Raw genomic sequence first — 13,662 nt, forward strand, 5'->3', positions numbered from 1 at the left:
CCACAGCTCCAAGCAGTTTTCTCTTCTGGAAACGCTGGTCATCATTGGCGGGCAGTATTCATTCACAAAAAAGTTAGAAATACGTAGAGAAGCCAACCTGAAAGGTGGCTGTGCGGGCGGGTGGGTTGCCCAATATATCGGTGTCCCACCGGTACCGGTAGTTGGCCCGAATCACCGTGGTGGGTGACGGACGGAAACTAACGGCTGGTACAACGGACCAGATTTCATCGTAAATATTCCCGTTCGTTTCGTTGAATGTGCCTACGTTATAGTCCACACGCTCTAAGCGGGCCGCCACGTTCAGTATGGCCGTGTTCCAGCCCAGCATCCGGCCCCGCAGCACCGGCTGCACCACATCAAGCCAGCCCCCCTGCTGACGACGGCCAAACTGTTGTGAATAGGTGGAAGGTACATCTACCCGCGCCCAGACAAACTCGCCATTGATATACGTGCGCGAGCCGGGCAGCACCGTATTGAAATCCACCGCCCATAAATCGACCCGCCGACGCTGATCCAGAACCAGGCCGTCGTCCTGAAATTTGTTATAAATACCGCCCATCCACGACAAACCAATTTCCCCGAATTTGCGCCGTTTTGCGGCTGCTTTCAGCGTAACCAGAGGTACCCCGTTGAAACTTTCCTCGAATCGGTTGGGGTTGACCTTGGCTGCGGGCAGGAACGTCCGGTTTTGCGTATTGGCGATGATTGAATTGTCAAAGCCGTTGGTCAGGTAACCTTCGTAGGCAAATACCCAGTCGCGGGTGTATTTTTTTCCGTATAGCCCAAATCCCACGTTACTGAAGGTGGAGGGAATAATACGGGTGGATGAGAGGGGCCGGTCAACGAATTCCCATTTGGGGCCGTCGTGATTCTGGTTGAACGAGCCAATCGGATTCATCACGATGCCGGTACGCAGGTTGAGCAGGGAGTTGAACTGGAAATCGACCGAGGCAAATTCGATATTGATTTCTTTGGTACCGTCTTCAAACTCGATTTCGGTCAAAAACTTGATGCGCCGGTTGATGGTCGCGGCCATGAAAATCGTCATCCGGGGCATTTGAAACGACAGCCCCTCACTAACCCCGTCGGTATTTGCGTACTGCGTGTTGGCTTCTACATAGCCCCCTATCGAAATGGGCAGTTTGCCGGGCCGCAGAAAGGGGCGGTTGTAAGCGGCATCGAGGTTCATCTTTTCGTCTTTGGGCGTATGCAGCGTCGTATCCCGGCCAAACAGTGCATCCATTTTGGCATTGCTGGTCGTATCGACCGCGACCGGAACCTGACCAAAGACCGATGTGGCGACCAGCAGGCATACGGGTAAAAGTTTGTTTATCATATAAGTCAGGCGATAAGGATGTAAATTTTCTGGTCATCAGCCCTTACGCGGTAGGCTGTGAGGTCCCGGTCGGCGGGGCCTTCCGTTACGCGGCCCTGCGCATCGTATTCACTACCGTGGGCCGGGCAGGTGAGAAAGCCCTCGTGGGCGTTCAGCTCGTTGCCCTGGTGCGAACACTTCATCAATACAGCCGTGAAGGCTTCGCCCGTGCGGTGCAGATAAATAGGAAAGGTCTGACCCGGCAGCTCCACCAGCACGTAGTTGCGCAGCGTGGTCACTCCCTTTTTGCTCACCTGCTCGAATTCGCTCCGGCTGAGTTCAATGGTTTTCCCTTTTAGGACGGGCTTCTGTGCGTAGTACACACTTCTGCAACTGCTCACCAGCACCGGAAGCCCCGCTGCTGCCAGGCAAACGGCTCCGCAGGTCTTCAAAAATGTTTGCCGGTCGAGTTTATCTGGTGTCCTCATGAAGAATAGGCTTAGAGTGATTTAAGAAATGCAATGACATCAGCCTGACTGGCAGCGGGCATTTCCTCGAAACGCTTTTGAATGCTGGCAGCCTCACCACCGTGCATCCTGATGGCTTCCCTGATACTGCGTGCCCGTCCGTCGTGCATAAGATACACCTGCCCGCCCTGCGAATTTTGGGCCAGCCCCAGCCCCCACAGCGGGGGGGTACGCCACTCGGCTCCGCCAGCGGAGCCTTCCGTGTAGCCATCGTCCAGGCCCGGCCCCATGTTGTGCAGGAGCAGGTCTGTGTAGGGATGAAATTCGGTGTTGGCCAAGGCAGCCACGGGCGAGTATCCCGTTTTCAGCGTTTGTTTGTGGCAGCTTTCACAACCTGTTTGCACGAACAACTGCTGGCCTCTCAATACGGCAGGGTCATCAGGGTTGCGCTTGGATGGGTGCTTTTAGCGTTTGCAAGTAGAAGACTACATCCCGCACTTTCCTGTCCGATACTTCGGGATCGATGGATTTGAGCGTGTACACGTCACTCGGATCAAAAGTCGACGTGATGCCCATGTCCTGGTTGTAGGCTACCACCGTCTGATGAAACAGGTTGTAAACACTTCCTTTTTTACCAAAGCGCGTTATATACCGATTTCCCTGCCGCCTGCTGTTCGGGCGGGGCGTAACGTAGCCGGGCAACAGGTTCCAGTTTGGGTGTCCCCGCACCCCATCGGGGTTCTTGGCGTTGGCAGCGGCCATACCCAGAATATCTTCGTCGCTTACCAGTTCAAGGTAGCCCAGCCCGGAATTGCTGGGCGGGGTAAACTTAGCAAAGGGAGTCCCTTTGGGCAGTTCCTCAGGTTCGTAGCCCGGAATGGCCCGGTTCTGTATTTGAAACCCGTGGTCGAACTCGTTTTGACCCAGGCTATCGGTGTGGCCAAAGCGAATCAACGTAGTAAAAGGATGTCCTTTACCATCACCAGGGTGGCAACTGCCGCAGCTATTGGCCACGAATACCGGCCCAAGTCCCGTTTCAGGCGTGAATATTTCATCGTTGAAGGCAATGTCGCCAGCCAGGTGCCGGGCCGATTGCGACGGGGTAAGTCCCGCTACTGGCCCATCGAGTAGTTGGTCTTCCCTGGGGGCGGCAGGACCTAATTCTTTGCAGGCAATAACAGCAAAGGCAAACGACGCGACACTAAGTAAAAATGAAAGAGTAGTTTTTCTCAAAATAAACTGATCGTACATGGTTGAATGCCAATGGCTAAATAGGGTAAGATTAACAGCGGGGTTAACGAAACCATCAGCAAATGTAGCAAGAATATTTATAATCTAAATATAATTTTAGACTAGCCAAAAAAACAATCAAAACTTGATAGAAAATTATTTTCGACTTGCCGATTTATTCTACTGCCATATTGAGTCCATCGTCTGGCAAAACAAGAAGTTCAGAGGTAACAACAAAACACCCCGCAACCTGTGGAATTGCGGGGTGTTTTTGGCCTACCCTACGGGCTGGTTGCGGTGTTCAGGCGAGATCGGCAGATGACGGCTGGCGTTTACAGCTTATGCTGTTCCATTTCCGCCTGGACGATGGCCCGCTCCAGAGCCTCCTCCCTGCTGCAGTTCGTCCGGGCGTGGCGGTCCTCAGCCAAGCGCAGCACCTTGTCGCGGACACCGTCCTCCAGCGGGTCGAGCCGGTGTGCCTGGTTCTCGAAGAGTTTTTCAACGTACCGGGTGAACTCCTCGAGGTCGATGGTGACGTGTTCCGTGTCCAGATCCCCGAAAACACCCAGGATCTCCTGCCTGAGGGCTTTCTGCCGGGCCGGGGTCAGATCCCCGGTCTTAACATGGAGGGTGACCACCAGTTTCTTCTGGGTCAGCCCCCAGACATGGAAGTGGCGGATTAGCTTTACCCCGTCCAGGCACAGCACCTTTTGCTCCAGCAGAGGCACGTTCACGCCTTCCGGCACCCTTTGAAGAAAAATCTTCACCACATCGACCAATTTGAACGAGATCATGACCAGCACCGCCAGGTTGATGACAATGGCCAGGATGGGGTCGAGGATGGGCAGTTCCTTGAACAGTAGGATAATGCTGACGGCCAGTACCGCCAGCCAGCCGAGCGAATCCTCCAGCAGGTGGATGGTCATGACCTGCTTGTTGAGGGATTTGCCTGATTTGAGTTTCCAGACTCCGATTCCGTTCAGGACGATGCCCAGCACGGCGATTCCGATCATCCACGGCACGTCGGGCATCTGCGGGTCAAGGATGCGCCGGATGCTGGCGTAGAATATGTAAACGGCCCCCAGCACCAGCACGAGTGCGTTGACCAGGGCACCCAAAAGCGAAAAACGCTGATAGCCGTAGGTGTACCGCTCGTTGCTTTTTTCCTTTTCGGCTTTATGCTCGAAGTACCAGCCCAGCCCCAGAGAGAGGCTGTCGGCGAAATCATGCAGCGAGTCGGCGATGATGGCAATGCTCCCGGAGATCAGCCCCCCGGCCAGTTCCAGCACGGTGAAGGCCAGGTTAAGGAAAAAGGCCGTTTTGGTGCTGCTGCTTTTATTGTCTTTCGGCATCGGATTTAGTGCGGGTTGTGAAAAGAACGGTCAGCGGTTTCAGGCTCCTCATTCCTATTTCTTGTAAGCCAACAACCTGAGGGCGTTGAAGACCACCAGCAGGGTTGAGCCTTCGTGAACGACCACCGCGATGCCGATATTGGCCACGCCCAGGATCGTCGCCGGAATGAGCAGGGCCACGATGCCCAGGCTCACCCACAGGTTCTGCCGAATGATGGCCCGCGCCTTCCGGCTGAGGCCGATGGCGAAGGGCAGCGTTTCGAGCTTGTCGGCCATCAGGGCGATGTCGGCGGTTTCCAGGGCCACGTCCGAACCGGCGGCTCCCATCGCAATCCCCACCGTGCTGTTGGCCATCGCGGGGGCGTCGTTGACCCCGTCGCCGACCATCGCCACCTTGGCTTCTTCCTCTTTCAGTTTTTTGATCGCGTCCACCTTTTCTTCCGGCAGCAGGCTGCCCCAGGCGTCGGTCAGGCCGATCTCTTTGGCTACCGCGTCGGCGACCTGCTGGTTGTCGCCCGTAAGCATGATCATCCGGCGGATGCCCAGCTCTTTCAACTCGGCCAGTGTAGCCTTGGCCTCGGGGCGGGGCGTGTCCATCAGGGCCAGCGCGCCGATGTAGTCGTCGTTGCGCCGGATGAGCATGGTCGTCTGACCCGCCGCTTCCATAGCGCGTATCTTCTCCTCGATCTCCGGCGACGGCTTTTTATCATCCAGGGTTTCGAATAGTTCCAGGTTGCCGATGTAAATTTTATCCTGCCCCAGCGTGGCCTTGATGCCCTTTCCCTGCACGGCTTCCAGATTTTTGGCCTCGGAAATATCGGTTTCCGGCAGGCGTTCCTTCCCGTCGCGCACTACGGCTTTCGCCAGCGGGTGGTCGCTCAGGTTCTCGACGGCTACTGCTGTTTTGAGCAGATCGTCCTCGGTCATTTCGCCAAAAGGCACCACTTCGGTGAGTTTGGGTTTTCCCTCGGTCAGGGTGCCGGTTTTGTCGAAGGCCAGGGCCGTCAGCACGCCCAGGTCTTCGAGGGGGCGACCGCCCTTGATCAGGACACCCCCCCGGGCGGCACGGGCTACGCCGCTCAGCACCGCGCTGGGCGTCGAGATCGCCAGGGCGCACGGACTTGCCGCCACTAGCACGGCCATCGCCCGGTAGAAACTGGTGCTGAACGGCTCGTCAATTACCAGAAAGGCCAGGTTGAGAAGGGCAACCAGCCCCAGCACCGACGGGACGAAGTACCTCTCGAACTTGTCGGTGAAGCGCTGGGTGGGCGATTTCTGGGTCTGGGCTTCGTTGACCAGCCTCACCAGCCGCGAGAGCGTGGAGTCGCTGGCGGCCTTGATGACTTTCACTTCCAGAGTGTTGTTACCGTTGATCGTGCCGGCGAACACCCGGTTTTCGTCTTTGATGTCGTCCTGGGCCGTGTACTCTTTGGCCGGGTCGGCCACGGCGGTTTTGTCCACCGGGACGCTTTCCCCCGTGATGGGGGCCTGGTTTACGCTGGAACTGCCGTCCACCACCACGCCGTCGGCGGAGATTTTGCTGTTGGGCTTCACCACGATGACATCGCCCACGGCCAGGGTCTCGATGCCTACCTCTTCGGTTCTGCCGTCCTTCTTCAGCAGGGCCGTTTTGGGGGCCAGGTCGGCCAGGGCCGCAATGGACTTGCGGGCCCTGCCCATCGCGTAGTTTTCCAAAGCATGCCCCAGGCTAAACAGGAACAGTAGCAGGGCCCCTTCGGCCCACTCGCCCAAAATGGCTGCCCCAACAGCGGCCACCAGCATCAGGAAGTCGATCTCGAAGCCCCCCGCCCGGATCGTCTCGACGGCCTCCTTCGCCGTGAAGTACCCACCGAAGCCGTAAGCCCCGACATATAGCGCCAGACTCACCCAGGCGGGTACCGCGTCCACGTACGAAAGCCCGAAGCCGACGCCCAGCAGCGCGCCGCAGATGAGCGAAAAGTAGAGTTCCGTATTCTTCCCCAGAAATCCGCCGTGATCGTGATCGTGGCCATCGCCCTCGCTGTGCTCGTGTGCCTCGTCCTCATCATGGTCGTGTCCGTCGCCTTCCTTGTGAACGTGGTCGGCGGATTCCGCGGGAGTGGTTTTCCGGGTATCGGCTGTTTCTTCGTCTGTTACCTGCAAATCTTCATCCCGCAGTAGTTGCCGGATGGCTGCGCCGCCGGTGGCCGTTTTGTCGAATTCAATCCGCACCAGGCCGGAGGCCGAAACGGAAACGTCCAGTAGGCCCTCATGCCCGCGCAGGCTACGCTCAATTTGCCGGGCGTGGCGGGTGTGCCGCACACCTTCGACCTGCGCCAGCAGGTGGCCGAAATCGCGGGTGAGGTCTTCACCCTGCTGCTGCACGATCGAGCGGATGCGGTCCATCGAGAGAACGTCGGGATCGTAGTGAAAGCAAAGCTGCGGACCCTGCCCGTCTTCGCCTTCGGCTATGTGCGCTTTCTGAATGGCATCCTGCTGCTCCATCCGGTGGATGAGCCGGGTCACGCACGCGTCCTTTTCGTCGGGCACCCCGGGCAGGACGACGGGGATTTGCATCTTGATCTTTTCCATAATATATATGATTCAGCTTTTTTCTTGAAAATGAAAATGTCTCTTCTCCTCCAAAATGGAAGAATGATGATGGCGGCGGTTAGCCCGGCAGTAGCATGAACAGCAGAAACCCGGCGAAAAAGGCCGCCGTGATAAGGGGTGACTGACTGCCTTCGTGCGCTTCCACGAGCAATTCCTCCGTAACCAGGAAAAGCAACGCCGCCAAACCGAAGGACAGCACGATTTCCAGGTAGGCATCGGGGATGCCCCCCAGCAGCCACGCACTCAGCACGGCGCTGACGAAGACGAGCAGGGCGAGTCCAACCAGGCATAGCACGGCGGTTCTGGTGGTCACCCTCCGGCTTCCCAGCGAGGTGGCGGTGGCCATGCCCAGCGCGGCCAGCTCGATGGAAATGGCAATCGCCAGCAATGTGCCGGTTTCTGTGCCGGATATGAACCCGATTCCCATGATTACGCCGTCCACCAGCAGATCGACGGCGATGATGGCGATGAGCGCGGCGGGAAATTCCCCGCCGTCGGGGGCTTCTTCGGCGGGTTCAAGGAAGTACCGCAGGGCCAGCATCAGCGCCACGCCAGCCCCGAAGCCGACGACGATCTCCCATATGATGTGCCGCTCCATGATGTCGGGTAAAAGCTCGACGGCCACCACCGAGAAGATGACGCCCGCCGCGAAGTGCAGGATGACGCTCCTCATGCGGATTCCCGGCTTTCTCAGGATGGCTATAATGCCGCCTACCAGTAAGGCGGCGGCGGCGATGGTGGCGTACAATGCTACGCTGGAAAGGTTTTCCATGATTGAAGGATTAGGCTTTCTCTTTTAGGAAACTACTGAGAAAGCCCGGGGGCTGAGAAACGGACAGTATACTCTTGCCCAGGCTACAAATATTATTCCATGAGCGCTTTGTCACGGGTAGTGCGGCGTGAATTATCGGGCAAAATATTGATAGAGGAAGAAGGCCGACACCACCCACACGGCCATGATGAAAACCAACCCAAACCAGTTCCGCTCTTTGGACCATTCATAGGACTCGGCCCTTTGCGTCGCATCGCGGATAACCTGGGACGGAATGAGTTTGATGACCAGGTAAATGGAAATTGGGAGCAGAATCAGGTCGTCCAACAGACCCAGTACCGGAACGAAATCGGGTATCAGATCGACCGGGCTGAGGGCATAGGCAATGATCGTCAGGATTAGGGCTTTGGCGTACCAGGGCGTCCGTTTATCCTGTTGAGCCAAGTGCATGATAATGAGCTTTCGCTTCAATTCGCGGGCCCATTGTTTGATTTTTTGCAACATGATGCGCTATTTCAAACACTGCGTATAGCCACTAATATTTAGAAATGAAGCTTGTTTTCAACTAATTCGAAACTGAGCAGCATTGACTATTATACCTCCGCTTTAGTCTAAAGGGAAGAATTAACTAACCTGAAAGGCCCCATTTGTTTTTCGCTTCAGGAGTGATGAGAAATAAGAATGTAATTAACTAACCGCACCTTTTCCTCCCCCTTTGAAATAAAAATAAACCAGAACCGCCAGACAAAGCAGCCCGAAAACAAAGCCCGCCAGCACATCGGTAAACCAGTGCGCCCCCAAGTAAATTCTCGAAAACGGCACCGCCGCAATCAGCAGCACGCTAACCACACCGACCGAAAGGCGCAGCCGCTCATCGATACCGCGCAACTGGTACATGAGGTACACCAGAAATCCGAAAAATGTGACGTAAAAAACCGTGTGTCCACTGGGAAAGCTCTGGTGTTGGGCCTTTACCAGCACGTTCACGAGTTTTTCCGTCGGGCGGGGCCGATTGATCAAGACTTTCAAACCAAAATTGGCTACCGAGGCCAGCAGCGTGAGGGCAACGAACAGAGCCTCTCTTTTGTATTTAAACAAAAGAAATATCAGCGAGGTACCTAGGGTAAGACTAATCGCCACGATTTGGTTACCGAACCAGCTAACTCCTTTCATCAGGGCATCCAGCCAGGGGCTGGGGTGTTCCTGCACCTCTTCCGAAAATTCCAGGTCAATGAATGACTTTGGCAGAATGAGCACGAAGGCCATCAATAGCACAAAGAGTGCTGTGAGAAAGATAAATACATGAATGGCCTTTTTCCGGTCGTCCTGGAAATCCAGAAAGCGGAATGCCTTTCGCAGGCGGGCCGATATGGCTTCTCCCATCAGAATTTGCGGGTGTAGCCCACCCGAATCACCTGCGTTTCGTAGTAGTCGTTGCTGACATAGCTGAATCCCTGCCCGTTTACCGTCTTGCGGATCACCATCGTGTTCAGCAGGTCGGTGGCGTTGATGAACAGCTCGTCGCGGCCCTTGTTGAGCGTTTTTTTCACCCCGACATCGAGCGAGAAGCGGCTGCCGATGCGGCCCTGCGGCACCAGGTCGGGGGCCAGGTAGATGGCCGTCAACTGCGCGTTCAGACCCTTGGGCAAACGCAAAGCGGTGTTCAATTTTACATTGCCCGAAAACATTTCCTGCCTTGCCGCCGTGAACGTGTTCGGAACGGGATACAGGTTCCGCACTGTGAAAGCGTCGATCTGATTGCGGTATCCGTTGAGGTTCAGGTTGAAGGACAGGGCTTTGCTTATTTCCTGCGAAAAGACGACCTCCAGACCCGTATTGTAGCTGCGGCCCGCGTTCTGGAAAATGTTGTAAATGATCGAGCTGCCCGGCACCGTGCTGCCGATCCGGGTGATGGTGCCGTCCGCCTGGCGGTGGTAGAGCGCCGTGTAGAAATAGCCCCGGTTCAGGCCCGCCCTGAAGCCCAGCTCGAAGGTATTGGTGAACTGTGCGCCCAGCGCCGGATTGCCGACTTTAATAATCTCGGCATCGTCGTACTTGGGGAAAATACGAATATCGACCTCGTTGGGGCGATCCACGCGGCGGTTGTAGAAGAGCGACAGCTTGTTGCGCTCGTTGAGTTTATAGGCCAGCCGCACGTTCGGAAAGGGTTGCGTGTAGCTATAGCCGTCGCTTTGGTAAGTCGGGTGGTTGGGATCGACCACGTAGCGCAGCTTGAAGTACTCCACCCACAGCCCGACTTCGGCCTCGAATTTCTGATTCTCAAATACATAGTTTCCGTACAGCGCCGGAATCGTCTCACCGTAGGTGGCCTTCCCGCCCGCCAGTGAATCGAGCGGCGAGTTCAGCCCCGGGAAAAACTGCATATTGGTGGGAATCACCCGGCGGCGGAACTTGAAGCCGCCCTCGACGCGCCCATAGCGCAGCGGGCGCACGTAATCGAGCGTCAGGTCGGCCACGTTTTCGTCCGACAGTAGTTTAAAGGAGTCCTTTCCGGTGAAAGAAGGCAAAGCGTTGGTGAAAAAGTACTTCTCGTCCTCGCGGTGGAAGGTGTAGTTGAAGCCCAGGTTCAGCAAATGGCCGGGCTGGGCGTACTTGTGCTGGTAGGCCGCCGAGGCCACCACGGTGGTTTTAAGTTCGTCTTCCAGGAACTGCCACAGGCGGTAGCGGTTGGTCAGGTTTTCGGTGAAAAACGGCTCGTCGCCGTTATCGAGGATTTTCTCACTGCCGAACAAGCCCGAAACGGTCAACAGATTTGAGTCATTGATGTTCCAGTCGATACCCGCCTTGGTGGTGATGAACGTGGTGTTGCGGTTCCGCTTAGTCTGCTGGTCGATGACGGTGCCATCGTCGTAAGTGCGCGTCACGAACTCGTTCTTGTTCAGCGTTTGGGTGTAGAGGTAGTCGCCCTGAAAGAAGGCATTCACCTTATTCTTGCGGTAATTGAGCGAGAGGGAAGGGTTGATCTTCGGCGTGGCCTGGTACTGTGGACGGATACCGGGCAGGTTCCCGCGCTTGACCCACAGCGCCCCCAGACCCGTCGTGAAGCCTGCTTTGCCGTTGAAGCCTTCCTGCTTATTCTTTTTGTAAATGATATTGATGATTCCGGCGTTGCCGTTAGCATCGTATTTAGCCGAAGGGTTGTTGATAATCTCGATGCGCTCGATGGCCGAGGCCGGGATGTTGTCCAGTCCCTGCTGATTGCCGAAGCCCGTGATGGCGGTTTGTTTGCCGTCCATCAGCACGGCCACGCGGTCGCTACCGCGCAGCATCACCTTGCCCTCCTGCACGGCAACGCCCGGCAGGTTCTGCATGGCCTGCAGCACCGAGCCGCCCGCCTGACTGATGTTGTCGGCGACGGAAAACGTTTTCTTGTCCATCTTGTCGCTCAATCCCTCCTGCTGACCCGTAATCACGACTTCGTTCAGCAGCCGGGCGTCCTCGGCCAGTTCGACGGTACCCGCGTCGAGGAAGTTAGTCAGGCTGCCCACGTAGAGCGGCTGGCGTTTGGTGGCGTAGCCGATGAGGGAATATTCCAGGCGGTAGCTGCCCGGCTTGACCAAGGCCAACGTGAACCGCCCCGCCTCGTCGGTCACCGTTCCCGACACGAAGGCCGAGTCCTTTTCAGTCTTCAAGATCACGTTGACGTAAGGCATTGCGGCCTTGGTCTTCTGCTCGCTGACCGCCCCGGAAACAGTCACAGTGGGTGTTTGCGCTCTGGCCTGGAATCCAGGTGATATTGAGAGTAGCAGCGAGCCAAGTAATACTGTCGCTGTCGATAGTATGCTATTTTTCAACTTGTTTCCTTTTGATTGATACTTTGGACAAGAATACGGGGAAAGTCTGGAGGAATTCTGGAATTGCCGGGTAGTGGGCTTCGAGGGTTCCAAAAAACCAGGGTTCGTCATCGCTGGCCCGTTGAATCTGCCATTGCCAAAACCACCTCGTGCCACCCCTGCGCGTATTCATAACTGACCTGAAAGCCGCTGCTCTGACATATTTTAGCGACCAGCGCTAGGCCCAGGCCCAGCGAGCTTTGGTCGGTACTGTCTTTCTGAAAACGCTCCCACAATTGGCCGATCGGCACGGTGGGGGGATTGCCCGTATTGCGGATGATTAGTTTTTGCGGGAAGAGCGCCACGCTGATCCTACCGTTCGGCAGATTGTGTTTGATAGCATTGGTGAGCAGGTTGTTGAGCAGTACATCGGCCAGGTGCGGGTTGACCAAAATGTCAACGTCGGGTTCGATTTGTTGGTCAACCGTGATGCCCTTATGCTGAATGAGCGCTTCCCAAAGTGTCATTTTTTCGTTCAGTGAAGCGCTGAAATCTACCCGCTCCTGCGTCCCAAACTGACGGTTATCAATTTTTGTAAGCAATAGTAACGTTTGGTTCATCCTGGCGAGCCGCCCGGTTGTGTCCAGCAATCCGCCGATCTGTTCCAATTGCGACTGGGTGAGGTTGGGAGCCTGCAGGAGTTGCTCCAGATTAGAGCTAATGACGGCCAGCGGCGTTTGCAACTCGTGGGAAGCGTTTTCGGTAAAGGTTTTCAGACTTGCGTATTCCTGCCGCACCAGCCGCGTTAGCTGATCCAGATTGGTCTGTAATGCTTGAAATTCTATCGTGGTGGTAGGGGCAAAGGCCAGCGGCTGCTCTTCATTGATCCTGAATTTCGAAAGCGTGTCCAGGGTCTTGTAAAAGGGGAGCCAAAGGCGGTTGGACAACCAATAATTAACCAAAAGCAGCGCCAAAACCAAAGCTATAATCAGCCCGGCAAAAACCGTGAAGATGGCCATGCTCAGATCCTCCGTTTCGTAGAGCGGGTTTTGAATCGTGATTTTGTAATGGCGAGTTTCGCTCGCCGGATTGCCCAACGGTAGCACGGAAACGCCGAACGTCAGGATTCGGTAGTCGAGCATTTCGCCGGGTTCGAGGGGGTTGGCAAGCACGGTGTCGGTCAGCGTTTCGGCCACGGGTTCTTTCACCCGCACTACGGCCAGGCTGTCGGTCAGCGCGTACCAGTTTTCGGGCATTTGCCGGGTCTGGTGGAGGTGAGCGGTGAGTTTCTTCTTCTGGGCGTAGAGCTGTTCGGTGGCTTCTTCGCTGAATATTTTTTTCAACAAAAAGAAACAGAACACCCCACCCAGCCCCGCCACGAGCAGGCAGGCAATCAAAAACGAACGGGTGGCCTTATGGATCAGCTTCATGCGGTCAGTTTGTAGCCCACGCCGTAAATGGTCTGGATGTAGTCGGGACAACCCTGTTCGGCAAGTTTCTTGCGCAGGTTTTTCATCTGGGAATACAGAAAGTCGAAGCGATCCACCTGGTCGATGTCATCGCCGTAGAGGTGTTCCGAAATGGCTCCTTTGGTCAAGACGCGTCCGGGATTAGACATCAGGTACACCAGCAGATCGTATTCCTTGCGCGTGAGCGTCACGGGTTGGCCGCTCACGCGGACTTCCTTAGCGTCGGGCAATACCTTGATTGGGCCGAAAACAATTTCGGGGCTGCCATCGAACTGCCGCCGCCGCCGCAACGCGTTGAGTCGGGCGTTGAGTTCGGAGAGGTGAAACGGCTTGGTCAGGTAGTCGTCGGCCCCCAGGTCCAGGCCCTGCACCTTGTCGTCGAGCGAGTTCTTGGCCGAGATAATGATGATGCCCGACCGCGACTGCGTTTCCTTCAATTTCCTTACCAAGTCCAGGCCCGAGCCATTAGGCAGCATGATGTCGACCAGGGCGCAGTCATATTCGTACACGTCGATTTTCTCATCGGCGGCCTGTGCGTCCGCCGCCCACTCGCATACGTGACCCTCCGCCCGCAGGAAGTCCAGAATGGCGGCGGCCAGGGATTTTTCGTCTTCTACCAGGAGAATTTTCATGGCTCGAAGATAGGGGGAGAATCTGGAAGAAAGCTGGAA

The 13,662-nt window shown here is 56.1% G+C and carries 12 protein-coding genes; all 12 read right to left on the reverse strand.

Features of this window, described 5'->3' with window-relative positions:
* Positions 1–73: 73 nt before the first annotated feature.
* Positions 74–1,336, reverse strand: a complete 1,263-nt coding sequence (locus IE117_RS25155; RefSeq protein ID WP_229581467.1) for a hypothetical protein — start codon at positions 1,334–1,336, stop codon at positions 74–76.
* Positions 1,337–1,341: 5 nt separating this feature from the next.
* Positions 1,342–1,803: a QcrA and Rieske domain-containing protein gene (locus IE117_RS25160; protein WP_189568786.1), complete on the reverse strand. Its 462-nt coding sequence runs from the start codon at positions 1,801–1,803 to the stop codon at positions 1,342–1,344.
* 11 nt (positions 1,804–1,814) lie between these two features.
* Positions 1,815–2,186, reverse strand: a complete 372-nt coding sequence (locus IE117_RS26355; RefSeq protein WP_229581469.1) for a di-heme oxidoredictase family protein — start codon at positions 2,184–2,186, stop codon at positions 1,815–1,817.
* Positions 2,187–2,220: 34 nt separating this feature from the next.
* Positions 2,221–3,015, reverse strand: coding sequence for a di-heme oxidoredictase family protein (locus IE117_RS26360; RefSeq protein WP_229581471.1), 795 nt, complete (start codon positions 3,013–3,015; stop codon positions 2,221–2,223).
* 329 nt (positions 3,016–3,344) lie between these two features.
* Positions 3,345–4,364 (reverse strand): cation diffusion facilitator family transporter, encoded by a 1,020-nt coding sequence (locus IE117_RS25170; RefSeq protein ID WP_189568790.1) that lies wholly within the window; start codon positions 4,362–4,364, stop codon positions 3,345–3,347.
* 54 nt (positions 4,365–4,418) lie between these two features.
* Complete coding sequence (locus IE117_RS25175) at positions 4,419–6,935, reverse strand: heavy metal translocating P-type ATPase (RefSeq protein ID WP_189568793.1); 2,517 nt, start codon at positions 6,933–6,935, stop codon at positions 4,419–4,421.
* Positions 6,936–7,014: 79 nt separating this feature from the next.
* Positions 7,015–7,728 carry a ZIP family metal transporter gene (locus tag IE117_RS25180; protein ID WP_189568796.1) on the reverse strand — a complete coding sequence of 238 codons (714 nt, stop codon included), beginning with the start codon at positions 7,726–7,728 and terminating at the stop codon, positions 7,015–7,017.
* Positions 7,729–7,860: 132 nt separating this feature from the next.
* Positions 7,861–8,232, reverse strand: a complete 372-nt coding sequence (locus tag IE117_RS25185) for a YkvA family protein (RefSeq protein WP_189568799.1) — start codon at positions 8,230–8,232, stop codon at positions 7,861–7,863.
* A 183-nt stretch (positions 8,233–8,415) separates the two neighbouring features.
* Entirely contained in the window at positions 8,416–9,111 is a 696-nt protein-coding gene (locus IE117_RS25190) for a phosphatase PAP2 family protein (protein WP_189568801.1), read from the reverse strand.
* Positions 9,111–11,447 (reverse strand): TonB-dependent receptor, encoded by a 2,337-nt coding sequence (locus IE117_RS25195; protein WP_229581473.1) that lies wholly within the window; start codon positions 11,445–11,447, stop codon positions 9,111–9,113. Before IE117_RS25195 ends, IE117_RS25190 begins: the two co-directional genes overlap by 1 nt.
* 203 nt (positions 11,448–11,650) lie before the next feature.
* Positions 11,651–12,952 carry a sensor histidine kinase gene (locus IE117_RS25200; protein WP_189568806.1) on the reverse strand — a complete coding sequence of 434 codons (1,302 nt, stop codon included), beginning with the start codon at positions 12,950–12,952 and terminating at the stop codon, positions 11,651–11,653.
* Positions 12,949–13,623 (reverse strand): response regulator transcription factor, encoded by a 675-nt coding sequence (locus IE117_RS25205; protein WP_189568809.1) that lies wholly within the window; start codon positions 13,621–13,623, stop codon positions 12,949–12,951. The genes IE117_RS25200 and IE117_RS25205 overlap by 4 nt, the downstream gene beginning before the upstream one ends.
* Between the last annotated feature and the right edge of the window lie 39 nt (positions 13,624–13,662).

Origin of the sequence: Persicitalea jodogahamensis (assembly GCF_014651615.1) — a bacterium.
Lineage (GTDB): Bacteria > Bacteroidota > Bacteroidia > Cytophagales > Spirosomataceae > Persicitalea > Persicitalea jodogahamensis.